We start from the raw sequence: 25,511 nt of genomic DNA, 5'->3' as shown, positions 1-25,511 counted from the left end.
ACCTCTGAAGCATGCAATTGCTTCAGAGGTTATTTCATTGCTTCTCTTTCATCATTTTTATAAAAAGAAAAATGATGATGAAAATGATAAAGTAATTCATCGGATTTTTAAAGATGCTCATATCCAGCGAGATTTGCAGCAGTATCCATAAAGTGAAGATAACTAGTATGGAAGGTATGATGATTTTGTATATTTATATCACCTTCCGTCATTAGGTAAAGAGAAGTAGAATCCTTGAAGTTCTTCAAGTGGTACATACATTATCTTTTGCTTAATACCCTAACATCCATAAACCATTATTTAAACCCTCTAAAAGAAGTCTCCTGAGTCTCCTTAAATTGGCTGGATTTTATGTTAAAATATTACAGGGTTATTTTAGGGAGTTAAATCAATTTATGTACAGAGACAAGATGCAGAGAGGGAAGAATATGAGAAAGTTGCTAAGTACAATAGTAAAAACAATTATCTTTTTTGTCGGATGGGCTGTATTGATTTCTTTTACACCTGACTTACCGACTGCTAATCAGGCGTTGATGAGAATATGGTGGGAGTTTACACCGCTTGCAGCAGTAATTTTATTTTCCATTTGTTTTGTTTATCTGATAGAAAGAGGAAAGATAAAAGTTCCTGTAACCGTAAATCTGCCTAAAAATCTATTAACAGGCATTGTAATAGGAATCATCTGGCTAGGCAGCGTAGCAGCAATACTTTTACTCACGAAGACGATGCATATACAGGGAGTCAACCCTATTGCGTATTTTTGGATTTGGGTCCTGGCATCGCTACTGAATACAGTCATGCAAGAGCTGCTTGTCAGGGGATATTTATATCAATTGTGGAAGCGTAAATATAATACGATAACGGCAGCCGTTTTAACTACTATCTTATTTACCGCTATGCACGGGGGAGCATTCGAAGCAGGCATTATTCCGGTGCTTAATATCATCTCCATGAGCTTGCTTGTAACGATGTTATTGGAGTACACAGGGACGATCATAGCACCGATCCTTGCTCATTTTATTTGGAACACAGTGGGAGCTATTATATTAGGCGGTGTTTCTTTGGCAAGTGATTATCCGCATCTGTTGAACAGTACCTATCAAGGTAAGATAGCAGGTGGTGTATTGAAGATGGAAGGAAGCATCCTTGTGTTGATTGTCAACTTGATTTTATTTTCCTATTTGTTTATCAGCAATAGAAAATCGGCTTTGGCAACTAGTTGAATGTAGACATATGAAGTTGCGCATTGTTCACACGAAAAGGAGCTTGGATGTCCAAGCCCCTTTTCAAACTCTGTGCAATTTTATTTCAAGAACTGTTCCTTGAAGAAGTCCAGCTGATAATCCAATGTCAATGCATCATTGAACAAAAATGCATTGGCATCTGCAGTCAGTACATGACCTTCTTTGACAGCAGGCATCTCTTTGAAGAGCTCTGTTTCTTGATAGGAATTATCCTGGTCTTTATACTCGCTGATTACGAGATAGTCTCCGACATATTCAGGCAGCACTTCGGAGGAAATCATCGAATAGCCGTCTTTTTCAGTCATTTCCTTCACCTTATCAGGCATTTTAAGTCCCATTGCTTGATAAAGGACTTCTGTACCGCGGCCCCAGCTGTCCCCAAGCACACCAATGCCTTTTTCGTAGCTTTCCATTACTGTGACAGTGCTGTCCTCGCCGATTTTAGCTTTGATTTCATCACCTGTCGTTTTTGCCCGTTTCTTGAAGTCATCTACCCATTGTTGTGCTTCGTCGCCTTTATTCAGCAGTTTTCCGATTTCGACATGCTGCGTCAGGTAATCGACTTTATTATATGTGTATGTGACAGTAGGGGCGATTTCTTTGAATTTATCCAGATTTTTTGTTGTGTCGGCTGCAATGATCAAGTCCGGCTTCAGCTCGAGGATTTTTTCTACATCTTCCTCACTTACCGTCTCAGCATCCTTTAATTTATCTGCAAGAACTGGACTGCTTTTCGCCCATTGATCCACACCAACAATATTGACACCGTGTGAAAGCACATCACCAGCATAAGATGCCAGCACGACAACTCTTTGCGGATCAGTCGGTACTTCGACAGGGCCTGTTTCTGATTCGTATGTAAATGTATCATTCGTTTCTTTTTCGCTGCCGCCAGAAGCTGGTTCTTCTGCTGACCCGCAAGCACTGAGAACGAGTAGGAAAAGACCGATAAAAGCGATTAATGCTTTTTTCAATTTGATTACCTGCTTTCTATTATAGAGTGGAAAAGGATCATCATTTGATAATGATAATCAGTTTCAATTAGTAAAATGATAGAACGAAACCAGAATATTGTCAATAAGAGATTGATAGAAGAGGTTATCGGTCAAGAAAGCGGTATGAGATAATCAACGGAAGAGGGGGAAAGCGATGTCCCGGAAATATTTCGGTTTCATTTTAGCAGGGTTTGCATTTATCTTTTTTCTTACGCTTTCACTTTACGAGGGCAGCAACTTAGTGGAAGATGTATTTGAATGGCCGCGCTCAACGCCATTTACTCATTTATTAGTTTCCGACCCGATCTTTCCACAAGATATCGTGTGGCTGGACTTCTTTGTCTACGCAATCAAGTTCTACCCTGTATATCCAATCATGACCTTGATCTGCGCAACTTTACTGTTGTTTTTGACAATCCAAAAACTCAATAGCAGCCGGAAATGGTATAGCAGTATCTTGGAAATCTTGTTTGGTTTCTTGATCTTATATACGAGCGCCAGCTTCTTTACAGCCGATAGTTTTGGTTCGACAGTGTTCCGTCATGGCTTATCGTTAGTCGGATATCTACTCGTGCTGCATGCCGGGTATTCCATATTCAGGCGAAAAACTTCACATTAGAGTTTCCTATGATAGAAGTGTATTGCCATGAGTTTTTTCTTTGACAAGAGTCTGCCGTATTTTCTCATATGTTAAGATTAAAAGGTTGATAAGATCTTCTAGGGAAAGGGCAGGAAAGCTATATGCATTTGGAATTGGATACAGTTTTAATTATCATTTTATTCGGATTTCTTGCAGCGTTCATCGATTCGGTAGTTGGCGGGGGCGGCCTGATCACGATTCCGGCATTGCTGTTTGCTGGCTTGAATCCGGCAGCTGCAGTGGCAACGAATAAGCTGGCTGGAACATTGGGATCGTTCACAAGTACAGTCATGTTCTATCGGTCTGGCAATTTGGACTTGAAATCAGTACTGAAGTTTTTCCCGCTATCATTCATTGGTTCTATATTCGGTGCCTGGACGGTCCATATCATCGACCCTGCGCTGTTTAAACCGCTCATGCTGGTGATGCTGATAGCTGTTGCCATTTATACCATCATCAAAAAAGACTGGGGAAGTATTTCTACTTATGAGCGCCTCACCCAAAAAAGTTTTTTCATATTTGCAGCAGTACTGGCTGTCATCGGGTTTTATGATGGTTTTCTTGGTCCTGGTACAGGCTCATTCCTTATGTTCGCCTTCCTATTCATCGGGTATGATTTTTTGCAAGCAGCAGGCAGTGCGAAGGTATTGAATTTCGCAAGTAATGTTTCGGCGTTAATGTTGTTCATGATTTTGGGACAGGTGCATTACGCAATTGGCTTGATCATGGGGATATCCGGTATATTCGGCTCGATTGCTGGATCCCGTTTTGCAATCAAGCGGGGAAGCGGCTATGTACGGATTCTATTCATTGTGGTAACAACGATTCTTATCATTAAAAATGTATATGACTACATAAAAGAACTGATATAAAATATAAAATTTGCACAGGATATAGTTTTGGAGGAAATAGTATGTTTGGGACGCTATTCAACGTAGCAATGATCATCATAGGAAGTGTATTGGGAACTGTCTTTAAAAAAGGATTGAAAGAACGCTATCAGACAATTTTGATGCAGGCAATGGGGTTGGCCGCACTTGGGTTGGGCGTCAATGCGATCGTTGGCCATTTGCCTGCCAGCAAGTATTCCGTACTTTTTATCATCAGCTTGGCAATTGGGGCAATCGTCGGGGAAAAACTCGATCTTGATGCAAGGTTCAACAATATCGTGAAAAGGTTTTCCAAGTCGAATCTGGCTGAGGGATTATCGACGGCAATCCTGCTGTTTTGTATCGGTTCCCTTTCCATCCTCGGTCCGGTGGAAGCTGCACTGCATGGTGATTATTCTTACTTGCTGGCAAATGCCATGCTTGATTTTGTAACTTCCTTGGTGCTGGCATCGACTTTCGGATTGGGTATCGCCATCAGTGCAGGTGTGGTGTTTGTTTGGCAAGGATCGATTTATATGGTGGCCAAGGCATTGGAAAGCAGTGTGAATCTCGATTTGCTGAATGAGGTGAGCATCGTCGGCGGGGTGCTGATCATGGCTTCAGGGTTGAGTATTCTAGGAATCAAAAAGTTCAAGACAATGAATTTCCTTCCTGCTTTGCTGGTTCCGCCAGTTTTCTTCTTGATTTTAAAGTTATTCTGATTTGCCATAGAAAAGCCGAAAAGAGGGAAGCGCATGGATGAACAACTGAAAGAAGCATTCATCAACGCAAAATCCAAAGATAAGCAGGTAAGCTATGAAGCATATCGATACATTCTGCAAGCCACTGATAAGCAAGTGGACTGGGCATACGAAGTCTGGGAGGATCTGCTGGAAGGCTTAAGAAGCAAAAACAATCATCAGCGATCCCAATCGGTTCAATATCTAGCCAATCTGGCAAAAAGCGACCCTGAAAAAAGGATGCTTTCCGACTTGCCTGAACTCTGGGAAGTGACGAAAGATGATAAATTTGTCACTGCCAGACACAGTCTGCAAGCAATTTGGAAAGTCGGACTGGCTGGGGATGACTTGAAAGAGAGGGTCATGGCTCTTATGGCAGACCGATTTGAAAATTGTATGGATGAAAAAAACCATACACTGGTACGATTTGATATCATCCAGAATATGAAGCACTTATACGATCAATTGGAGGATGAGGGTATCAAGCAGACTGCATTGGATTTGATGCACAATGTGGAAGATGAGAAGTATCGGAAAAAATATCTTCAAGTTTGGAAATGATGCTCTCCATGCTTTTAAATGGTAACTTGTACTAGCTCTCTCCTTTAAACTTAACAGATAAATACTCAGTCACCTCAGTAAACATCTTCATGATAAATTACGGACAATGATGATCTGTAATATAACATGAAGATGTTTTTTTGGTTTCAGCATTCAAGGCCTAACATGCCCCTTATTGATTTAGCAGCAGATACACACCAACTATCCAAACAGCTCCATCTGTCCTGTAGTAAAAAAAACCTTAATAATAGGTAATTAATATACATTAATACTAAATATTGTATTGTTTTTAGTGATGAAAGAAGATTAGGGTTAGAAAGAAACTTGAATGTATAGTCAGCTTAATTACTATTGTTATCGCATTTTATGATCTTGAAGAGTGTGAGATGTGGTATTGGTGAACTGTTTTTCCGGTTATTCCAGCATTTAGGTACATTATACTGCACCACTTATCCTACATAAAGAATGGAGGGGAATTGGCTGTTTTTTTACTACTTTCTGCTGATATTGTAAGAAATTAGAACATGTTAAGCTGATTACTATAAGTTGTTAATGGAGGTTGAAAAATGAATAAGAAACTAATGTTTTTATTTGGTGCGATTTTTTCTGTTTTAATTATTAGTGGATGTGGTGCTGACAGTAAAGAAGCCAGCAAAGAAGAGGAACCAGCTGCATCCGAGGAAAAGGCAAGTGCTTCTGAAGAAAATACAGCCAGTGAAGATAAAGCAAATGCAGCAGACACAGCAACTGATGTAAAAGCAGAGAGTGATGCTTCTAAAAGTGAAGATGCAGCAGCAACTGACTCTGGTTCTGCAGACATTCAAAAAATAGTCGACTTTATGAAAACAAACATAGAAGCAGAGGAAACCACTGTATTTTATGAGAATAGTGAACCACAAACGCATGACATGGAAGGTGTAAACGTCACACTCGATTCCTATGCCCTTGTTGGAGTGAAGGATTTTCATATGGATTACAGCATTCCTTTTGATGATGAAACAAATGGCGGAATTGTATATGCGCACTATACCATCAAAAATGACACGGATAAATCTGTCTACTATAACCCTTCTCTTGATATGAACTATAGCAGCGGTACAGAGTACGAACGAGATAACAAAGATCTTGTACCAGAAGAAGATCAGCTGTTCAAGCAATTGTTCGTAGATAGAGACACCGAAGTAAAAGCTGGGGAAACAGTAAAAGGCTATGCTGCTTATCCACTTGGCACAGCAGCTTTGGAAACAGTCATGGGCGAAGGTTCAGCTTTGATTGATGTTCCTGTCCCTCAAGCGAAGAAAGATGAATTCAGTAATCCAATTGGAAGCCCGGGTAAATTTACGATTAACTTTGATGAAGAAGGCGCAGCAAAGACTGAATCCAATAAAGAGTTTTATCAAGATGCCACTTCCGTTGATAATATGGGAGAAAAGAAAATGCTTGAACAAAAAGACGGCATCGGAGAAAGTCAAGAGCTTGGTGATACTACCGTAACACTGGAAGGATATCAATTTACGGAGTTTACTCCAAATGAGGTTGAAGCTCCACGATTTGAAGATTTTAACGGTGTAGTTTTACTAACGGTAAAATTCGGGATAGATAATAAAACAGGTGAAACTGTTCCGCTAAGTGGTCTTGACTCCACTTTGACTGTAGATGATTCTTGGAGGCAGCTAAATGAAGGTATGCTCACTAGGTATGCAACCAACGATGTAGTCAAAGATGGCGAATCAGGAGAACTGCTGCAGGTATACGTTCTCGATAAAGAAGAATACGATGCATTGTGGAAAGAAAAGTCCTACAAAATCGAGATCGGCCCGATTAGAAATGAAGAAGCAAAAGATATTTCTAAAGGGAAAGAAGCAGCTTTCCAGCTTAAATAAGAAAATGTGACAAAAGCATTTAAGCATTACACAAAACCAGATAATACCGTGAAGTATTACGGTATTATCTGGTTTTTTTGCGACATTTTGAAGTATAGAATTATACAGCCCCTCCGGACATAAAGCGCAACAGTCCAACGTAGGCAGAGCACGACAACATGACATTTATCACCGGTTACTTCATGAAAGGATACACTACATGGAATTACTATTTGCACTCGCAGCATTGCTGCCATTCTTTTATTATTTGATACGAGTCAAGTCTTATATGTCAGATGAAGATGTTCTTAAAATAAAGCGTCATTTTTGGATTGCTCTTGGTGTATATACAGTAGTTTTAATAGGATGGCATATATATTTCCATTTACAGTATGATGTTCCGCTTGTTTATTTTGATGGACTTTTAATGATATTTGTAGGTTCTTTTGCTGCTGTCATCTTCTTATGTTTTGTTTTTGCATTCTTTTTAATTACAAAGGGCCGACTTAACAAGATACAAGTTTTCAAAGCATCATTCGGGCCAAAAAAGTATCAATTCATTCTGCCGGCTATGGGTATATCTTTTGTTTTAGGATTTGCGATTGGCTTACCGCTGGCAGAGAAAGTCAAATACGTAGACGACCTGAAGTACGTATACGAACAGTTCGATCAAACCGCAAGTGATGAGGCTGTATCAATCGTCATGGTCAGTTCTTATAAAGATTGTTACAAGGAATGTGAAGATACAAAGTATGATACGTTGTTTTATATTAAAAACAATAAGGATAAAGCGATTGATGTCAGACTTCATATGCAGTTTGCGGAGGAGTCTGGAGACATATCGGAGGAGTTCAAGCAGTTTCGTTTAGAGAAAGACGCCATTGAGCCGGTAAAATTCAATTTGGATTTAGGTCCTTGGCATCCTGTTACGCTCAGGACTGAAGAACGAGTGATAGATTATCGGTGGCAGCATCAATGGAGATATGCAGAAGAAAGCTGACGTTGGGAAAACGTCAGCTTTCTTTGTTTATAAAAATAGAGAGAGCACGAATGTCAGGATGCAAACGAATCCGGCCAGCAGCAGGCTGTATTTGATTGTCAGGTTGAACAATGCTGATTCGTTTCCAGTTTCTTTTACTGCCGCAGTTGCGATGGCGATGGATTGCGGTGAGATGAGTTTGGCCATGACGCCGCCGGCTGTATTGGCAGATAGAAGCAGGGCAGAGCTTGTCCCGATTTGGCTGCCTGTCACGACTTGCAATGTACCGAATAAGGCGTTATTGCTGACAACGGAGCCAGTGATAAATACGCCGATCCAGCCGAGTATCGGGCTGAACAATGGGAACAATGTGCCTGTTTTAGCTAAAGCCAAACCTATTGCGGCGCTCAAGCCAGCATAGTTTGATAGATTTGCAAACGCCATGATGAAGCAGATAGTAAGCACTGGAATCCAAAGCTCTTTTGTGGCTTCCTGCAGCCCGCTGGCTGCTTTTTTCCAGTTGATATTACGGCTGAACAAACTTGTCAGAATGACTGCTACCAGGATGGCAGTACCTGTTGCAGAAACAAAATCAAGCTTTAAGATGGCATCCATTGGTGTGTCGTTAACGGCGATTGGTGCAATTTTGACAACTTCCTGATGTAAAAATGGCATTTTCAAATAGGCAATCCAACCTGCGAGCGGACCTTCAGCTGCAAATAGATTTTTAAAGAATGGCGCGCTCCAAAAGGCGATGACGATCGTCAGGATATAAAATGGTGACCATGCTTTAGCCACTTGTTTCAGCGTATACTTTTCAGTCTCCTCTTGAACCTCCGCACCTTTTTCACGATAAATATTTTTCGGCTGCCATTTCTGAAGGAAGAGGGCAAGCGCACCCATGCTGATCAATGCCGCACCGATATTAGCAAGCTCTGGACCTATGAAAATCATAGTGGCAGTTTGAATGATTGTATATGTTCCGCTTAATACAAGTAAAGCAGGCAGAGTTTCTTTGATGCCTTTAAAACCGTTCAAAATGAATACAAGCAAGAACGGAATCACGAAACTGATCGGCGGCAGAATCAAAGCAAGTGTCCGGGAAAGCTCCAGACTGCTGATATCCCCAAGCTGTGCCCCAGTGATGACAGGGATACCGATGGCGCCGAATGCACCGGATGCTGCATTGGCAATCAAGCAGAGCCCAGCCGCTTTAAGCGGTTTGAAACCAAGCTGGGTAAGAAGGGCTGCACTGATGGCAATCGGTACACCGAAGCCGGCTGCTCCTTCCAGGAATGCATTGAAACTGAAGCCTATCAATAAGAGCTGTAAACGATGGTCTTGCGATATATTGGCAATACTGCCGCAGATCACGTCGAACTTGCCGGATTTCACTGCTAGCTTATACAGCCACACGGCCATGATGACGATATAGCCAATCGGCCATAAACCATTCCCGATACCGAGAACAATTGCGGATAACGCTTTCAATGCAGGCATTTGGAAAACGAATACTGCGACTGCGAAGCTGATTAACAATGTCAGCCCCGCAGCAAGTATTCCTTTCAATTTAAATACAGTCAAACCAACCAAGAAAAACAGAATAGGTAAAAAGGCGATAAATGCACTAACATACTCATTGCCAAACGGATCATACGCTTGCGTCCACATGCTATGCTCATCTCTTTTCTGTTGGAGTTTGAATTAGTTTACAGTTTGAAAGGCAGATTCCACTGTAGTTCGAAGCACATCAGCGCTGTGTTTGAACTGTTCTTTTTCCTTCTCGTTCAATGGAAGCTCGAGAACCTGCTGTGCACCTTTGCGGCCGACAACGGTCGGAACACCGATATATACACCTTTCTCGCCGTATTCTCCATCAAGATGTGCTGTGACTGGCAAGATCGCTTTTTCATCTCCAAGGATGGCTTGTGTCACACGAACCAAGCTCATGGCAATACCATAGTAAGTTGCGCCTTTTTTCTCGATGACGTGATATGCTGCATCGCGTACATTCACATAAATGTCTTCTAAATCTGCTTCTTTATATTTGCTGTCCGTCTGCATCATCGTTGCCAGCGGAACGCCGCCGATTGTCGCTTGGCTCCAAACTGGAAGCTCGGTATCGCCATGCTCCCCGATCATATGCGCTTGTACATCATGAGGTGCCACGCCGAAATATTCACCAAGCATGAAGCGAAGGCGGCTTGAATCCAATGTTGTACCGCTGCCTATGACACGTTCTTTAGGCAGGCCGCTGAATTTCCAAACAGCATGGGTCAAAACATCAACTGGATTCGTTGCGATAAGGAAGATACCATCGAATCCGCTATTCATGATTTCATCGACGATTCCTTTGAAAATCTTGACGTTTTTGCTGACAAGATCCAGTCGTGTTTCACCTGGCTTTTGATTAGCTCCTGCTGTGATACAGACGATATCGGCATCCTGACAGTCAGCGTATGTGCCATAGCTGATTTTTGTCGGACGAGGGGCAAATGCTTGACCGTGATTCAGATCCATCGCATCGCCCATCGCTTTATTCTCATTCAGATCAATAATCACCAGTTCATCCACGATATTCTGATTCAGCAATGCGAATGCATAGCTGCTCCCAACGAATCCCGCACCAACCAAAGCTACTTTATTGATTCTTTCCATGTAGATCATCACCTTTGTCATTATTTTTAACTTGTGAAATGTTTCACATTCTTTATGTTTTATATTGTGCACTACTTCACAAACTTTTTCAAGTGTTTTGTTATGAATAAAGTGTGAACAATTTGAATAGTCTCCGTTGAGGGGGTTTTCGTATGTTTACGGTATTGTTTGCTATCGGTATTTTCATCTTGATCGTCTTCTTTGCCATGATGCGCACGGTCGTAGAAAAAAGAAAGGAAGAATGACAGCTGTAGTATCTGCACCAGAAGAAAAGGTTATCCATTACGGATGACAAAATGGGGGGAAATGCATGTCTGTAAGAACCGGTGAAGCCTATCTTACTGATATTGATGCATTGGGCAATAAAGTACTTAATGGCAAATCGATCATCAAGAAACCTCTATCCAAACATAGTGCATTCCGAGGCATCATGCGGACACAAGCTAAGCTGTATGATATGCAGCATGAAGCAGCTTATATGGACACTCTTACTTATATCGATGCAAATTCAGGAGATCGTCATGGCCTTTCTTTTCTAAGACCGGAATCAAAAGAGGAGTTGCTGAAACGGAGCAATATGATCAGATGCTGGGCTGAAACGACGCACGGCATGATCGGCCGCAGTCCAGATTATATGAATACAGCATTGATGGCGTTCGCTTCTTCTGCTTCCTTATTGGAAGGAGAAGATAATTGCTTTCCTGATCATCTTCGCAGCTATTATGATTATGTTAAGAAGCATGATTTGACGATGACACACACATTCATTGATCCGCAAGTGAATAGAGGGGATTTCTATATCGAGCAGAAAGAGGATCCCATTGCTGCAAAGATAGTGGAGCGCAATGCAAAAGGCATTTTGATCCAAGGAGCAAAGCTGCTGGCGACTCAAGGCGGAATCACGGATGAATTGTTAGTGATGTCCTCAGGGGGCTTCGAGCAGGACAGAGGCTATGCATTTGCCATTCCGAGCAATGCAGAAGGACTGACGTTTGTTGCCCGGGAGTCATTCGCTGGCGGGAAAAGTGAGACCGATTATCCGCTCAGTGCCAGATATGAAGAGCTTGATACCATCGTACTGTTCGATAAGGTCCTTATACCGTGGGAGCGTATTTTTTACTACGATAATGTGGCCGTTGCGAATAGTTTCAAAAATCAAAGCAGCTTTGCAGCTTTTGGCTTGCATCAGGTGTTGATTCGCCGGATAGCGAAGCTTGAATTCACGATCGGACTTGTCCAATCGTTGATTGAGGAAATCAATATTGCAGAATACCAGCATGTCCGGGAGAAAGCAGCTAAACTGATTCTCCTGACCGAGGTGATGCAATCATTGCTGCAGCAAGCAGAAGCACAAGCTGCACCAGATCGGTGGGGTGCATTTTGTCCGGATTTAAAGCCGCTTCAGGTAGCATCCAATATTTTTGCCCGTAAATATCCTGAAGCAGCACCTGTCATTCATCAGCTAGGTGCAAGCGGTCTGATGAGCATCCCGTCCATACAGGCATTCAAGTCGGAACAAGGCAAGTCATTGAATCATTATCTCCAAGGTGCAACAAGGGAAGGTAAAGATCGAGTGAAGCTGTTCCGGCTCGCTTGGGACTTTGTTATGTCTTCTTTCGGCACAAGGGAAACTTTATATGAACATTTCTTCTTTGGAGATCCAGTTCGCCTGATCGGTCAATTTTATGGTTCAGTGGATTTCAAGCCATACAAAGAGAAGATAGAAGACTTATTGTCATAGATTTGGCCTTATCCTCGGATGAGGCTTTTTTGATTTATAATAGTAGGAAACAGTCAGCTTTATATTGTTGATATTTTATCCAGAACCTGAAGTGTAAAGGAGAATTCCGATGATCATGGTAAGTGCATGTCTGGCAGGTAAACCTGTCCGTTATAATGGCTCAACGGCGACAGATAGTATGGTGGAACAGCTGATTGCCGAGGGGAAAGCGATAAGTGTATGCCCTGAATTGCTTGGCGGCTTCATGACGCCAAGGGAACCAGCAGAAATCGTCGGCGGGGATGGGTATGATGTTCTGGACGGACAAGCAAAAGTAGTTGAGCGCTCGGGCGCAGATGTTACGAGCATGTACATAGAAGGTGCAGCACGCGCGCTAGACATTGCCAAACAGCAAGATGTGGAAATCGTTGTATTAAAGGAAAACAGCCCATCATGCGGCAGCAGCGTCATTTATGACGGCACTTTTAACGGACGAAAGCTTGCTGGTGCAGGAGTGACGACAGCTATGTTCAGGAAAGCCGGTATCCGCGTGATCTCAGAAGCAGAGCTGGAACAGGAATTACGAGCATTAAAAAGATTGCCATCGTCGGTTCCAGTGGATCTGGGAAGTCTACACTTGCTAAAAAGCTTGGTCAGGTCATCGATATAAAAGTATGGCATTTGGATGCGATACTTTGGAAGCCGGGATGGACACTTACCCCGAGAAAAGAACAAGAGCAGATTCAGTCTCAATTGGTAAGCAGGGATAGCTGGATCATCGATGGCAATTATAATGGCACGCTCGATATCCGCCTGCAAGCAGCTGATACGATCATTTTCCTCGATATGCCGCGAATCCTATGTTTATATCGTGTGCTGAAAAGGCGTGTCATGTATCACAATCGTTCCCGTCCTGATATGCAGGAAGGATGCGAAGAAAAAATCGACATGAGATTTCTGAAATGGGTGTGGGAATTCCCGGAAAGTCAGCGTCAAAACCTGCTGGACAAGCTGTCTCAACTAAAACAAGACAAACACATCATCGTATTGAAAAGTCATCGGCAAATGAAAAGATTTTTGGCAGAAATGAAAGACCAGATGTAAAGTCACCTTTACGTCTGGTCTTTTTTGATATATTTTAACTGTAAAGGTATCTTTATATGTAGATAGGATAGGTAGCGGATGAAAGTGATAAATCGAGTAAGGGAATTACGACAGGAACGAGCGATTACACAAGTGAAAATGGCAGAGGATTTGATGATCACCCGTCAAACGATCACTGCAATCGAGAAAGGAAAGTACAATCCAAGCTTGGAGCTTGCTCTTCGGATGGTTGCATACTTTGATGTGCCGATTGAACAGCTCTTTTATTTAGAGGAGGAATAAGGCAAATGCGAAAGATGAAGATGCGTAATGAATTTTTGATATATGTGTGCATGACATTATGCTGCTTTTTTGGTATCTGGCTAGGGATAAAGCTTGTGGGAGAGCAGCTGCCATCAGGGGATTTTTTTCTTCTATTCGTCCTGGTTGGAGCGGTGTGCGGCGTCGGATTGCCGATGCTGATCAGTTGGTCCCAGCGCAGGAGCAGGAAGACGGATATGGATGAACGGACAGTCCGGATGCTCAAGAATTATTTGCTGGCAGCATTTTTGTTTGTAGCTTTTCTTTCCGGTCTGCTGCTGCTCGTAATGGCTGGAATCGGATACGAAACGATCGAACTTGGAATGATCGCTGCATATGGGGCGGTTATCATTGTATTGATGACAGTCGGGTTGTTTGTAGTAAAGCGGCTTTGATGCAATGAAAGGGGAAAGACAATGGATTACAAAACCAATGTCATGCGAATGCTGGATCAGCGGAAAATACCATACAAGTCCTACAGCTATGCCGAGACAGATGCAATCAGCGGCATGGAGGTAGCTGAGGTATTAGGTCAGAATCCGGATCAGGTGTTCAAAACACTTGTCACGGTGAGTAAGTCGAATCAGCATTATGTATTTGTCATCCCGGTGGGGAAGGAGCTCAATTTGAAGCGAGCGGCTGCAAGTGTCGGGGAAAAGTCGATTCGGATGCTGCCGGCGAAAGAATTACTGCCGCTTACAGGCTACGTACATGGAGGCTGCTCCCCGATCGGCATGAAAAAAGTTTTTCGTACCGTTGTGGATGACAGTGCTTCGGGATTTGAAACCATCATTTTCAGCGCTGGCAAAATCGGTTATCAAGTGGAAATCACCTTATCTGATCTGCGCAAGGTCTTGCCGCATACAGTGACATCCTTGTGCGAATAACAATAGGCTCCGTTTTTCATCCAGAAGCGGAGCCTATTTATTTTCCCATTTTATCAAAGGGTGTATAGTTAGCACATAACAGTGTGGTATCTTTTTTATACTAAACCACCTGTATGTGCCTACTTCTAAGATATGATCTGTCATACTATGATGAAAGAAGCCAAACCAGGCAGACTGGTGCCTACATAAATCCAGTGATCTCAAGGCACACTGATAAAAAAGGAGAAAGATGGATGACTGAAATGAAACTGGAATCGAAAGCCATTTCGATCTTAAAAGATAAAATTGAACTTATACCGACTGCTGAGGGAGCCATTTACTTAGTGGGACCGATCAAACTGCCTGTGAACTTATACGGTGAAACCGTCACATTCCAGTGGTATTGCTGGCTGAATTGCGATGAAGTAGCCAAGGATTATGAAGAAATCATCGAAAAACTATCCGATATGAATCTGGCGGAAATGCAGCAGTCCAGTGTATTGGTGTATGGTGATTTTGCCACAGCGGAAGATGCATTGATCCGGATGCATTCAATCTGCCATACAGGCGATATTTTCGGCAGTAAACGCTGTGATTGCGGGTTCCAGCTGAAACAATCCATGCAACGAATCGTCGAGTCCGGCACGGGCGCATTGTTTTATCTGGCAAATCATGAAGGCCGCGGAATCGGCTTATTCAGTAAAGCAATGGCGTATATCCTGCAGGAAAATGGCTATGACACAGTGGAAGCGAATGAAAGTCTTGGCTTTGTGGATGATTCACGCGATTATACCGATGCGATTCAAGTATTGAAGGCGCTCCGTACCAAACCAGTCACGCTGATGACGAATAACCCGCGCAAATTAGCTGCGATGGAACAGGCAGGCATGCAGCTCTCCGGACGATCCGCGCTTTGGGGCGATGTATCGGAATATAACGAGAACTACCTCAAGACGAAAATCGTCCGCTCCGGCCACCTTGGCGATGAGGAGATCTGCAGCAATGACTGATCACACTTTTTATATGGACTTAGCCTTACAAAACGCCAAAGCGATGAAAGGACAGACCGATCCGAATCCACTGGTAGGCTCGGTGATCGTGAATGATGATCGCATCGTCGGTATCGGCACGCATTTGAAAGCCGGAGAACCGCATGCTGAGATTCATGCCATCAGGATGGCGGGAGAAAAAGCGAAGGGCGGGACGATCTATGTCACGCTCGAGCCTTGTTCCCATCACGGACGCACAGGCCCGTGCGCAGTGGCAATCAAGGAAGCAGGCTTGAAAAAAGTGGTCATTGCCACGCTTGATCCGAATCCATTGGTAGCCGGCAATGGGGTGAAAATCCTGGAAGAAGCAGGCATTGAAGTGGTAATCGGCGTACGTGCGGAAGAGTCCCGTAAGATGAATGAGGTTTTCAATAAGTTCATCGTCGAGAAGAAACCTTTCATCACCCTGAAAGCAGGCACAACTCTGGACGGCAAAATCGCTACCCATGCGCTTGACAGTAAGTGGATCACCTCAGCTGCTTCCAGACAGGATGTCCATCAGCTTCGCAATGAGAACATGGCCATCCTTGTCGGGGTGAATACAGTGATAGAAGATGATCCCGAACTCACAGCAAGGATACCGAATGGACGAAATCCGATCCGGATCGTTTTGGACACCAAGCTGCGCATCCCGATGGATAGCAAGGTGGTCACGGATAAACTGGCTGAAACCTGGATATTCACGACAGAGCAGGCAGACGCAGCAAAAGAGCAAACCCTCCTATCGCACGGTATCAAAGTATTCCAGACGAGTGGCTTTAGCCGTGTGAATGTAACGGAAGTAGCAGAGATGCTTGGGGAGCAGCTTGTCTCTTCGGTATTGATCGAAGGCGGAGGCAGCATACATGCGTCGTTCCTGGAGAATCATCTGATAGACAAAGCAGTTCTGTACTTTGCGCCGAAGCTGGTGGGCGGAAAGGATGCGCCGACTTTCCTGGAAGGAACAGGATTTGCCAAGATGGCTGAGGCTGTGGAATTGACCGATACAGACATCATTAAAATCGGGCAGGATTTCAAGTTCGTCGGTTATCCGCTTTATGATAAAGGGGAAACGAAGCAATGAAACTAGGTTTTGACATCGATGATACACTGATCAACTTGCGGGAGCATGCCTTCCACATTTATAACAGGAAAATGAACCGACAAATTCCGATCGGCGTATTCCATGAACTGCAGCGAGTGGAAATCCATGAGCCATTCGGCCTGACAGATGAAGAAGGTTCCCGGATGTGGAATTCCACTTTGGAAGAAATCTATTATACTACATGCCCGCCATTCCCGAATGCCGTCGACCTGCTGCAGGAGCTGAAGCAGGATGGTCATGAGATCTACTATATTACATCAAGGCCCAAGGAGCATGGTGAAAGAACAAAGCAATGGCTGCGTACGCTCGGATTCCGGATTGAAGATGAGCAGTTTTTCTATGGGATGCAAGATGCAGATAAAATACATATCATCAAAGAATTGGGACTGGATTATTATTTTGATGATAAACCAGACGTATTGAACACACTGCTGGAGGAGACCGCAACAAAGGTATTTGTGAAGGACCAGTCTTATAACCGGCTCGTACAGCTGCCAAGAATAGTCGACTTATCGGAAATAAAAGAAATGATTCAGGGAAAATGACGGAGACATCCCGTCATTTTTTTTGTATTTCTATAAAACAGGAGGAAATTCCTATTTGATGAAGAAGTAAACGTATAGAATAATTTGTTTAACTTAATAGATAATTATAAGGAAATGTTGATAAGTCGGTATAAGGGGGAGGAAGGACAATGGGCCACGTGGTATCGGTTGATGATAAAGTTTTTGGAAGGCTGCTTCAGGATTTCTATCAAGTGATGAAGCTGGAAAAACAGGCTGACGCTAGTGTGCTGGCAAAGACGGTTGACGAGATGAGAAAAGGTATTGGATCACAAGAAGCATTGATAACATCTGATTTACTTATTATCCGTTACAAGCTGATGCTGGATGAAGTGATGGCAGCTGAAAGGCTTATGAATCAATTCGAGGCTCAAGGTCGTGAATTATTCCGCCATAACATATACCTTTACCATTATTTTAAAGGACAAATCTCTTCCAGAAAGAAAAAGTGGAAAGAAGCGATTTGCTTTTATGAGCAAGCGGAAAGCTACCTGACAGAGGAAGAAGAAAAGGCGGACTTTTACTATAAATTAGCCAATGCATACTATCAAACCTGCATACCAGCACTATCAGCATTGAATACGACGAAAGCACTCCATTTCGCAGAACATCACCAGCAGCGGCTGCATGTGGCTAAGTGCAAGCTGCTGCTGGGACTTAATTACTTGGAAGTCCGTAATTTTGAGCAGGCAGAGTATTGTATGCAGGATGTGCTGGAGTGCCAGCCTGATGAACTTTCGCTAGGCTTGACAGCGATGGTACATCATAATCTGGGATTGCTATATTTCGTACAGCATAAGTTCGAAACAGCCATCAGCTTCTTTGAGAAAGCTGTCCATGCCGAGCCAAAAACGCACTATTTGAAAAGTCTATACTATTTGGCTGAGTCGCTATTCCGTGCCAATCAAACACAAGAAGCCATACGCTATTATCGGTTAGGTTTTGTAAGGAGTAAAAAAGTAGAAGACACAAATTATCAATGGGCATTTGCCATGCTGCATAAGCAATTTATCGACCATGATAACTTCGAGGCAGTGTGGACACGCGGCATCAGTTATTATGAATCTAATGGTGACAGATATAGTGTACACTATTACAGTTTGCGTCTGGCTGAGTATTATACGTTCAAAGGAGAAGAAGAGAAGGCAAATCACTATTACCAGCTCGCTGTACGATGAAGAGCAGTAGGATATTTTACATGTTACCTAAGAATCATGAAAAACCAATATCTATCTGTATAGTACCTATCTAGGTAATCTAATAAGAATCTTTCAAAAATATTACCATTCTATTAAGTTTTGTGCATAAATATTCCAAATGACGTATTTTCTCTTATACTAAAGCTGTAGTAAAACCGATTTGTATCGGTTAAAATCTGACAGCGATTCAGAAGGAGGAAATATCATCGGCAACTTACGGCAAAGCAAAGGTGCAGCAGTCGTCTTCCTAGTCATCAGATTGTATCTAGGGTACACATTCCTGGCAGCGGGCTTCAGCAAGCTAACGAGCGGAAATTTTGATGCGAGCGGCTTCGTGCAAGGGACATTGGCACGCCAGGATGGCGGTTTCATCCAAAGAAGCTGGGGAAATTTCCTCGAAAGTGTCGTTTTGCCCAATGCCGAAGTTTTCAGCTTCCTCGTCATGTGGGGTGAGACATTGGTCGGTTTGGCACTGCTGCTTGGAGCTTTCACTGGTTTTGCAGTTTTAATGGGAATACTGATGAATCTCTCCTTCCTCTTGAGCGGTGCATTCACACAGAATTTGATCATGATCATCCTGGCGGTATTGCTGCTGATCGGCGGTGCCAATGCTGGACGATTCGGTCTCGATTATTGGATCATGCCCTCTTTGCGCAGCAAGGGTCAAAATAGAACAACGAAAAATCGCAAGAGACAATATGTTTGATAGAAGAGACACGCGGTGTGCCGCGTGTTTTTTGTGCGGAAATAATTTCTTGTTGAAATATGTCAATCTGTGTAGTACAGTTAAAAAGGTTTTTAAATTGCATACAAATCCTCATCATTCGATGAGGTAGAGGTTGCGGCTGTTAAGAGTACAGACTGGGAGATCGGGAGAGATTGTTGATCAGGATGAAAAGGAACAGCTGCCGAAGCCGGGGAGATTCTCCAATCAATCCTGGCTGGGCCTGCACTCGAATAGGGGCAGGACTGTCACGTCAGTAGCAAAGCTGGCGTGTTGCGCTATCTTTGTGAGAATGATGCTGTTTATTAGTAAAGGCCGTTCCGATAGAGCAAACTATCCGGGACGGCCTTTTTTCGTATCTATAGCGCAACGCGGACGAAGAAACAGAGAGGGGAAAGAAAGTGAGCAACAACACGAAACAACCGAGCTTACGCCGGGAACTGAAAGCTCGGCACCTAGGGATGATCTCCCTTGGCGGTACAATTGGTACAGGATTATTCCTGGCTAGCGGAGGCGCGATTTCAAGCGCAGGACCAGGAGGCGCGTTACTTGCATATGCGCTGATTGGCTGCATGGTATTTTTCTTGATGACAAGCTTGGCGGAAATGGCAGCATTCATGCCGGTATCCGGAAGCTTCAGCACATATGGATCACGTTTTGTCGACGAATCATTCGGATTTGCACTCGGCTGGAACTATTGGTTCAACTGGGCCATCACCATCGCGGCAGAACTCGTTGCCGTTACATTGATCATGGGCTTTTGGTTCCCGGACGCGCCATCTTGGATCTGGAGCGCCATCAGTTTGATTATCATGTTTCTATTGAATTATATTTCCGTTAAAGGATTCGGGGAATCCGAATACTGGTTCAGTTTGATCAAAGTCGTCACAGTCATCATTTTCATCATCGTCGGAGTATTGATGATCATCGGTATTTTAGGTGATGATTCACCTGGATTCTCCAACTTTACAGTGAAAGACGCACCATTCAATGGTGGTTTTCTAGCTTTGCTTGGCGTATTCATGGCAGCCGGCTTTTCTTTCCAAGGAACAGAATTGCTTGGAGCAGCAGCCGGGGAAGCGGATAATCCAAGAAAATCGATCCCGAAAGCGATTCGTTCTGTGTTTTGGCGGATTTTACTATTCTATATCTTAGCTATCTTCATCATCGGGATGATAATTCCTTATACAACGGAAAGTCTTGCAAGTGATGACGTCCGTCTGAGTCCATTCACACTTGTATTCGAGAAAGCAGGGATCGCATTTGCGGCATCCGTCATGAACGCGGTCATCCTGACTGCTGTCCTGTCTGCCGGTAACTCTGGTATGTATGCCAGCACACGCATGCTTTGGAATTTGGCGAAAGAAGGGAAAGCACCGGCATTCCTTGGTAAGCTGAATAAAAACGGTGTGCCTGTGAACGCGCTGATTGCTACAGCAGCTGTAGGCTGTGTGGCTTTCCTGACATCTTTCTTCGGCAATGGCGTCGTATACACATGGCTGCTGAATGTATCCGGAATGGCTGGCTTCATCGTCTGGGTTGGGATCGCCGTCAGCCACTATCGCTTCCGTAAAGCGTATATTGCACAAGGAAATGACATCAAGGATTTGCCGTACACGGCAAAATTCTATCCGATAGCACCGATTCTTGCCTTTGTATTATGTATCATCGTCATTGTCGGTCAAAGCTTCTCTGCATTCACAGCAGACGGCATCGACTGGGGAAGCTTGATTGCATCTTATATCGGCATCCCGGTCTTCCTGCTCTGCTGGATCATATTCAAAGTGAAAAAGAAAACGAAGGTGTATAAACTGGAGGAAGTGGATTTGACTACTCCGGCACATGAAACTGCACCAGAATAAGAGAAGCTGCCGAGCAATCGGCAGCTTTTTCTTTTTGCTCAAACATGTTGGTATAGCTCCAATTTTGGGGAAAGCTATATATAATCAATTATGATTTGATGCACGTAATCCATCAGCCAGGAGTTAAAGATACCCTCCTGAATCACACGAAGTAACGGTAACAGGAAAATTGTGCTATTTATGTGTCAGATCATGAACGTTTTATTACTTATTTCCCAATCTTCTTGTTTCTTTATTTCATTTACAAGTTATACTGAATAAGAGGTGAATATATGAAAATAGCTATCGTGACAGACAGTTTAACGAATGTAAGAGAAGAGGATTTAAAAAGATATCCTTTTATATATTATGCACACTTGAATGTGGTTATAGATGATAAGTCCTATGTGGATTTGAAAGAGATTACAAATGAACAATTATTCCGTTTTATAGATGAAGGAGCAGCTTATTCATCTTCCCTTCCGTCACCAGATGTATTTGTCACAATTTATGAAAAATTACTGGCAGAATACGACATGATACTCAGTTTACATTGCACCGAAAATGTAAGCGGTACCGTCAATTCAGCGCGTATAGCCAGGGAAACGATCGGCGCTGAAGACCGCATTACCGTCATTGATACGAATACGGCTTCCATTGGGACAGAGAATATTGTCGTGAAAGTGTGCCAGCTGATGGAGCAAGGCAAAACCTTCGATGAGTTGGTGAAGGCAATCGACTATTACAGCACCCACAGCAAACTGTATCTGACCATAAATGATCTGACTACATTGGTCCGCACCGGGCGTATCTCGAAAACAGCCTCCAGAATCGGAAACTTATTGCATATAAAACCGATAGTAGGATTTGAAAAAGTAAAATTGGAAGTCATGGGGAAAGTCCGCACGAAGAAACGGCTGTTAAAATGGATGCTTGATAAACTGCAAGGCGACATCGAGCAATCAGGAAAACAAATTGTCCGCATCACACATGTGAACTCCATCGATCTTGCACATGAATTGAAAGATGCAATGGAAACTTTGGGAGATAAAGCCGAAGTTTATATCAGCAATGAAATCAGCTCGGTCATGGCCATCCACTTCGGACGCGGCGGAATCGGTGCCAGCTGGATGCCTGCTGCTTATTCCATTTGAATTGAATGATGTTTCGCTTACTAAAGATGACTATAAAACCCTCGCACTATTAATCTGTGCGAGTGTTTTATAGTAGCTATTTCTTTTCCGTACTCTTGAAAATTACAAATCCAATTTTAGTGAATAAATATAGCGTAAACACAATCATCAACGTCTTAGCTACTGTATATCCATCTGTACCGCCGCTATCATTTGGAATTAAAAGTTCACTTTTAAAGCATAAAAAAGTAGCTGTCAGCAATGGCAGTGCAATGAATAATACAGCGATAACTCGTTTCATTTCCCAGCTCATGACAATTCTCCTCACAGTTATTTTCGAATCATGGATGGATTGGACTCACTATCTTGAATGAAGCAAAAATGAACGTTGCATAACGGATAAGCTGCAAGTAATCAGGTAAATGTTGTTTGGATAGTAAGACTCCCGATATGATGAAATGACAATGAAACCTATGTAAATGATGGACAATATGATCAGAAGAATAGCGGAAACCTTTCTAAATCAGGGGAAGCATTTAAATTCAAAATGATAGCTGCAGCAAATAAAATAACTGTCACGACAAATTTCAATTTATAAAAATAATGATGTAAAAAAAGAAATAACGCCAACATATTGCCGCATGTTAAATCCTTTCGATAATCCTATTTTACAGAATATCATGACGAAAGATAAGAATATATATAAATTTAACTACCATGATATCCTGCATTGACTGCTTCTGTCTTATCGTATGGTAAGACACAAGTATATTCCTGAATACCTGATCATATCATCATTACCTTATTTCCGAGTTACCCGATAAGTTATATTGACAATGTTTGTGCTGCCTGTTACACTTTCTAAAAACCGCATATGTTTCTTATCCAGAGAGGTGGAGGGATATGGCCCTTTGAAGCCTCAGCAGCAGATCTGACAACAGATACTGTGCTAATTCCATCGGTTCATAGCCGGCAGATAAGATGAATAGAGGAAGCCTCTCGACGCATCTAGCCCGAGAGGCTTTTGTATTTGTCCCGCTGCCTACAGAGAGGGGAAAATATTATGTTTGAATTGATTCGGGAGTTGTCCAAGTACAAAGGGTATAAGCAGTCATTCATTTCACAAATCGTCGATAAAATCACACCTTTTGTGGATGAGATGCATTTCGACAGCAGAGGTAATTTGGTTGTGCGTAAACGAGGTGAACAGCATGCACCCAAAATCACGCTGCTCGCGGAGGTGAAAGAAGAAATCTATGTTGTCTCAGCCATTACAGAATCAGGGGCACTTGCAGCAGATGCGAATTATTTTTCACTTACTTATGCACAAGGTCAAACGGTCCAGGTGGAGACAAGGAAGGGACTCCTCACCGGCGTGATTACAGCAGGGGAAGCAGGATCGCATGCGGCAGTCATCGATATTGGTGCCAATTCGAAGCAGGAGGCATCCGATATGGGAGTTGAACCTGGCAACCATGTGACGCTATATGATGATTTTCTATATCTTGGTGATGAAGTGAGCGGCCGGGTCGTCGGGAAAGGGCTGGATAATAAGATTGCCCCGGCAATTGCGATCAAGCTCCTGCAGCAGTGGGACACAGCTGAAGGCGAAATCACCATCATCTTCTTTCCGCAGCATAACAAAAACCATCTTGCCAATCAGTTAGAGGGTGAGGCCGCCTTCTACATCGGCTCTGTTACACGCCAAAGAATCTCTCCTAAAAGTCGAGGCAGCATCGAGCTGGGCAGTGGTGTGGCAATCAAGGTGGCAGATAAGACAATACCGATCAATCAGACGCTGAAAAATCAGCTGGTTGATTTGGCGATTGCACACGAGATTCCGTTTCAGCTGGAATTCTTGTTCCGGCATCGCTATAAGAAGCTGTCCACAAAGATTCCGGTCAGTATCCTGAACATCCCGATCGAGCATCTTGATCAAGCGACACAAGTTGTGTCGGTGAAGGATCTGGAGGACACGAATCAACTGATCCAGACGTATTTATGGCGGAGCAGGGAATTGCAATTTTAAGGAATAATCTCCATTCCTGTCTGTAATACCGTATACTGAAACTACCAGATAAAGGAGGCGGTCCGGTATGAAACAGAAAAGACGAGCATACAAGTCGCAAAGCAGGAAGGTTTTAGCGAAAAGCTGAAGGGGAGATGTTTTTGAAGCAAGCATTACTGGTCATTGATGCACAGCAGGCACTGATCGAAGGTGAGGCAGGTGAGAGACCTGTTTACCAGAAAGAAAACCTGATAAAAACAAATCAACTTGGTCATCGGCAAAGCAAAGGCCGCTGATGCACACATCCATTTTGTCCGCGATACAGATGTTGCAGGTGGAGAAGGAGAAGGATTTCAGATTCACCCAGGAATTCAAGTACCAAAGGAAGCACCCATTTTTAACAAACAGGCAACCAATGCTTTCTACGGAACAGGTTTGCTCGAATATGTGAAAGCAGAAGCATTCACACACCTTGTCATCATGGGCTGTGAAACACAGCACTGTATCGACACGGCAGTCCGTACTAGCACTGTGCAAGGGATGGACGTAACCTTAGTAGCAGATGGCCACTCCACGGCTGGATCGAATATCTTGTCAGCAGAGCAAATCATCCAGCATCATAATCAGATTTTGCACGGGCATTATAATGTGGATCATTTCTCAGTTGTGCGGCAAGCAGCGGAAGACTTATTTGTACCTACACATGATACGTATCGGTAAGTTCCAAGGCTTTTTGAAACAATGGCTATCGTACAGGGAAATATCTAATCATGTTTGGAAACATGCGAAAAGCACTTATCTTCTCCCAGATAAGTGCTTTTCAACATGTAACGGATACTGCTCCAGGCTCGAGCGAACTATTGCTGCGGAAGATGTTTCCCTTCAACAAATTTCTCGTATAAATCTTTTTCGTCACTGCCGTCTATATACCGCTCATACATTGCTATTTTCTTATTCATCAGAACAAGGTTGTGCTGATATTCCGCAATCCTTGCTTCCACATTCTCTTTGTGGCGAACCAGGATGGCAACTAAATCTTCGTAATTATCACCTTCTGATTCCCGAAGGTTTTTATACTTCTTCAGATCATCCAGTGACATACCCGTTCCTTTCATATGGACAATGAATTCGGCCCATAATCGGTCATCTTCGGAATAATCACGGATATTATGGTCATTCCGTTTTGGAACAAGTAAGCCTTCTTTCTCATAATAGCGCAGGGTATGCTCACTTAGATTCGTTAGCTTCGCCAATTCCCCGATACGATAGGTCATCGCTCATTCTCCTTATTAGCTATGATAGTGTTATCTTATTTAACCCTACACCTTAGAGCCGACTCTAAGTCAAGGGTGGAGACGGTACAAGAAAACCT

Annotated in this window: 26 protein-coding genes, 2 pseudogenes and 2 riboswitches; of the genes and pseudogenes, 22 read left to right on the top strand and 6 right to left on the bottom strand. The window is 43.1% G+C overall.

What is annotated here, in order from left to right:
- Positions 1–34: 34 nt before the first annotated feature.
- The gene (locus tag SFC66_RS12695; RefSeq protein ID WP_411219118.1) at positions 35–193 is read right to left on the bottom strand and encodes a hypothetical protein; all 159 of its coding nucleotides are present in this window, start codon (positions 191–193) and stop codon (positions 35–37) included.
- 235 nt (positions 194–428) lie between these two features.
- On the opposite strand from SFC66_RS12695, the gene SFC66_RS12690 reads away from it, so the two are divergent.
- On the top strand, positions 429–1,223 hold the full coding sequence (locus SFC66_RS12690) for a CPBP family intramembrane glutamic endopeptidase (protein WP_411219095.1): 795 nt from the start codon (positions 429–431) through the stop codon (positions 1,221–1,223).
- Between the two features lie 80 nt (positions 1,224–1,303).
- Here SFC66_RS12690 and SFC66_RS12685 read toward each other — a convergent pair whose 3' ends face one another.
- Positions 1,304–2,218, bottom strand: a complete 915-nt coding sequence (locus tag SFC66_RS12685) for an iron-hydroxamate ABC transporter substrate-binding protein (protein WP_411219094.1) — start codon at positions 2,216–2,218, stop codon at positions 1,304–1,306.
- 175 nt (positions 2,219–2,393) lie between these two features.
- Here SFC66_RS12685 and SFC66_RS12680 point away from each other — a divergent pair, with 175 nt between their 5' ends.
- From SFC66_RS12680 to SFC66_RS12655, 6 genes are all read left to right on the top strand, one after another.
- Positions 2,394–2,858, top strand: a complete 465-nt coding sequence (locus SFC66_RS12680) for a DUF4306 domain-containing protein (protein ID WP_411219093.1) — start codon at positions 2,394–2,396, stop codon at positions 2,856–2,858.
- Positions 2,859–2,980: 122 nt separating this feature from the next.
- Positions 2,981–3,751, top strand: coding sequence for a TSUP family transporter (locus SFC66_RS12675; RefSeq protein WP_411219092.1), 771 nt, complete (start codon positions 2,981–2,983; stop codon positions 3,749–3,751).
- Between the two features lie 41 nt (positions 3,752–3,792).
- The gene (locus SFC66_RS12670; RefSeq protein WP_411219091.1) at positions 3,793–4,470 is read left to right on the top strand and encodes a DUF554 domain-containing protein; all 678 of its coding nucleotides are present in this window, start codon (positions 3,793–3,795) and stop codon (positions 4,468–4,470) included.
- Between the two features lie 33 nt (positions 4,471–4,503).
- A complete protein-coding gene (locus SFC66_RS12665) occupies positions 4,504–5,049 on the top strand; it encodes a hypothetical protein (protein WP_411219090.1) in 546 nt (181 codons plus the stop codon).
- A gap of 566 nt (positions 5,050–5,615) precedes the next feature.
- Positions 5,616–6,932: a DUF5068 domain-containing protein gene (locus SFC66_RS12660; protein WP_411219089.1), complete on the top strand. Its 1,317-nt coding sequence runs from the start codon at positions 5,616–5,618 to the stop codon at positions 6,930–6,932.
- Between the two features lie 268 nt (positions 6,933–7,200).
- Entirely contained in the window at positions 7,201–7,911 is a 711-nt protein-coding gene (locus SFC66_RS12655; protein ID WP_411219088.1) for a hypothetical protein, read from the top strand.
- Positions 7,912–7,938: 27 nt separating this feature from the next.
- Here the strand turns inward: SFC66_RS12655 and SFC66_RS12650 are convergent, their stop codons facing one another.
- Both SFC66_RS12650 and SFC66_RS12645 read right to left on the bottom strand, forming a co-directional pair.
- A complete protein-coding gene (locus SFC66_RS12650) occupies positions 7,939–9,561 on the bottom strand; it encodes an L-lactate permease (RefSeq protein WP_411219087.1) in 1,623 nt (540 codons plus the stop codon).
- A 33-nt stretch (positions 9,562–9,594) separates the two neighbouring features.
- Entirely contained in the window at positions 9,595–10,554 is a 960-nt protein-coding gene (locus SFC66_RS12645; protein WP_411219117.1) for an L-lactate dehydrogenase, read from the bottom strand.
- Positions 10,555–10,858: 304 nt separating this feature from the next.
- On the opposite strand from SFC66_RS12645, the gene hpaB reads away from it, so the two are divergent.
- The 13 genes and pseudogenes from hpaB to SFC66_RS12580 all read left to right on the top strand — a co-directional run bounded on the left by hpaB (position 10,859) and on the right by SFC66_RS12580 (position 22,152).
- Complete coding sequence (gene hpaB, locus SFC66_RS12640; RefSeq protein WP_411219086.1) at positions 10,859–12,289, top strand: 4-hydroxyphenylacetate 3-monooxygenase, oxygenase component; 1,431 nt, start codon at positions 10,859–10,861, stop codon at positions 12,287–12,289.
- Positions 12,290–12,398: 109 nt separating this feature from the next.
- Positions 12,399–12,845 (top strand): annotated as a pseudogene (locus tag SFC66_RS12635) (2-thiouracil desulfurase family protein); the annotation flags it as partial.
- Between the two features lie 11 nt (positions 12,846–12,856).
- The gene (locus tag SFC66_RS12630; protein WP_411219116.1) at positions 12,857–13,372 is read left to right on the top strand and encodes a DNA topology modulation protein; all 516 of its coding nucleotides are present in this window, start codon (positions 12,857–12,859) and stop codon (positions 13,370–13,372) included.
- 78 nt (positions 13,373–13,450) lie between these two features.
- Positions 13,451–13,654 (top strand): helix-turn-helix transcriptional regulator, encoded by a 204-nt coding sequence (locus SFC66_RS12625; RefSeq protein WP_411219085.1) that lies wholly within the window; start codon positions 13,451–13,453, stop codon positions 13,652–13,654.
- Between the two features lie 5 nt (positions 13,655–13,659).
- Positions 13,660–14,067, top strand: a complete 408-nt coding sequence (locus SFC66_RS12620) for a hypothetical protein (protein WP_411219084.1) — start codon at positions 13,660–13,662, stop codon at positions 14,065–14,067.
- A gap of 21 nt (positions 14,068–14,088) precedes the next feature.
- Positions 14,089–14,559: a Cys-tRNA(Pro) deacylase gene (gene ybaK, locus SFC66_RS12615; protein ID WP_411219083.1), complete on the top strand. Its 471-nt coding sequence runs from the start codon at positions 14,089–14,091 to the stop codon at positions 14,557–14,559.
- Positions 14,560–14,792: 233 nt separating this feature from the next.
- Positions 14,793–15,548 (top strand): GTP cyclohydrolase II, encoded by a 756-nt coding sequence (locus SFC66_RS12610; protein ID WP_411219082.1) that lies wholly within the window; start codon positions 14,793–14,795, stop codon positions 15,546–15,548.
- The gene (gene ribD, locus SFC66_RS12605; protein ID WP_411219081.1) at positions 15,541–16,650 is read left to right on the top strand and encodes a bifunctional diaminohydroxyphosphoribosylaminopyrimidine deaminase/5-amino-6-(5-phosphoribosylamino)uracil reductase RibD; all 1,110 of its coding nucleotides are present in this window, start codon (positions 15,541–15,543) and stop codon (positions 16,648–16,650) included. The genes SFC66_RS12610 and ribD overlap by 8 nt, the downstream gene beginning before the upstream one ends.
- Positions 16,647–17,216 carry a 5' nucleotidase, NT5C type gene (locus SFC66_RS12600; protein ID WP_411219080.1) on the top strand — a complete coding sequence of 190 codons (570 nt, stop codon included), beginning with the start codon at positions 16,647–16,649 and terminating at the stop codon, positions 17,214–17,216. Before ribD ends, SFC66_RS12600 begins: the two co-directional genes overlap by 4 nt.
- 149 nt (positions 17,217–17,365) lie before the next feature.
- A complete protein-coding gene (locus SFC66_RS12595) occupies positions 17,366–18,412 on the top strand; it encodes a tetratricopeptide repeat protein (protein ID WP_411219079.1) in 1,047 nt (348 codons plus the stop codon).
- 181 nt (positions 18,413–18,593) lie between these two features.
- A complete protein-coding gene (locus SFC66_RS12590) occupies positions 18,594–19,139 on the top strand; it encodes a DoxX family protein (RefSeq protein ID WP_411219078.1) in 546 nt (181 codons plus the stop codon).
- A gap of 119 nt (positions 19,140–19,258) precedes the next feature.
- A riboswitch (Lysine riboswitch) is annotated at positions 19,259–19,446 on the top strand.
- Between the two features lie 112 nt (positions 19,447–19,558).
- Complete coding sequence (locus tag SFC66_RS12585; RefSeq protein ID WP_411219077.1) at positions 19,559–21,019, top strand: amino acid permease; 1,461 nt, start codon at positions 19,559–19,561, stop codon at positions 21,017–21,019.
- A gap of 272 nt (positions 21,020–21,291) precedes the next feature.
- A complete protein-coding gene (locus tag SFC66_RS12580; protein WP_411219076.1) occupies positions 21,292–22,152 on the top strand; it encodes a DegV family protein in 861 nt (286 codons plus the stop codon).
- A gap of 76 nt (positions 22,153–22,228) precedes the next feature.
- Here the strand turns inward: SFC66_RS12580 and SFC66_RS12575 are convergent, their stop codons facing one another.
- A complete protein-coding gene (locus tag SFC66_RS12575) occupies positions 22,229–22,444 on the bottom strand; it encodes a hypothetical protein (protein WP_411219075.1) in 216 nt (71 codons plus the stop codon).
- 565 nt (positions 22,445–23,009) lie between these two features.
- Positions 23,010–23,114, top strand: a riboswitch (SAM riboswitch).
- Between the two features lie 80 nt (positions 23,115–23,194).
- Here SFC66_RS12575 and SFC66_RS12570 point away from each other — a divergent pair.
- Positions 23,195–24,160 carry a hypothetical protein gene (locus SFC66_RS12570; RefSeq protein WP_411219074.1) on the top strand — a complete coding sequence of 322 codons (966 nt, stop codon included), beginning with the start codon at positions 23,195–23,197 and terminating at the stop codon, positions 24,158–24,160.
- 140 nt (positions 24,161–24,300) lie between these two features.
- Positions 24,301–24,859, top strand: a pseudogene (locus SFC66_RS12565) (isochorismatase family protein).
- A 137-nt stretch (positions 24,860–24,996) separates the two neighbouring features.
- On the opposite strand, the gene SFC66_RS12560 reads toward SFC66_RS12565, so the two are convergent.
- The gene (locus SFC66_RS12560; RefSeq protein ID WP_411219073.1) at positions 24,997–25,413 is read right to left on the bottom strand and encodes a MerR family transcriptional regulator; all 417 of its coding nucleotides are present in this window, start codon (positions 25,411–25,413) and stop codon (positions 24,997–24,999) included.
- Positions 25,414–25,511: the final 98 nt, after the last annotated feature.

The organism is Terribacillus saccharophilus (genome assembly GCF_046592895.1).
Classification (GTDB): Bacteria; Bacillota; Bacilli; order Bacillales; family Amphibacillaceae; genus Terribacillus; species Terribacillus saccharophilus_D.
Note: the sequence above shows the minus strand (reverse complement) of the source record. Positions and strands in the feature narration are given on the sequence as shown.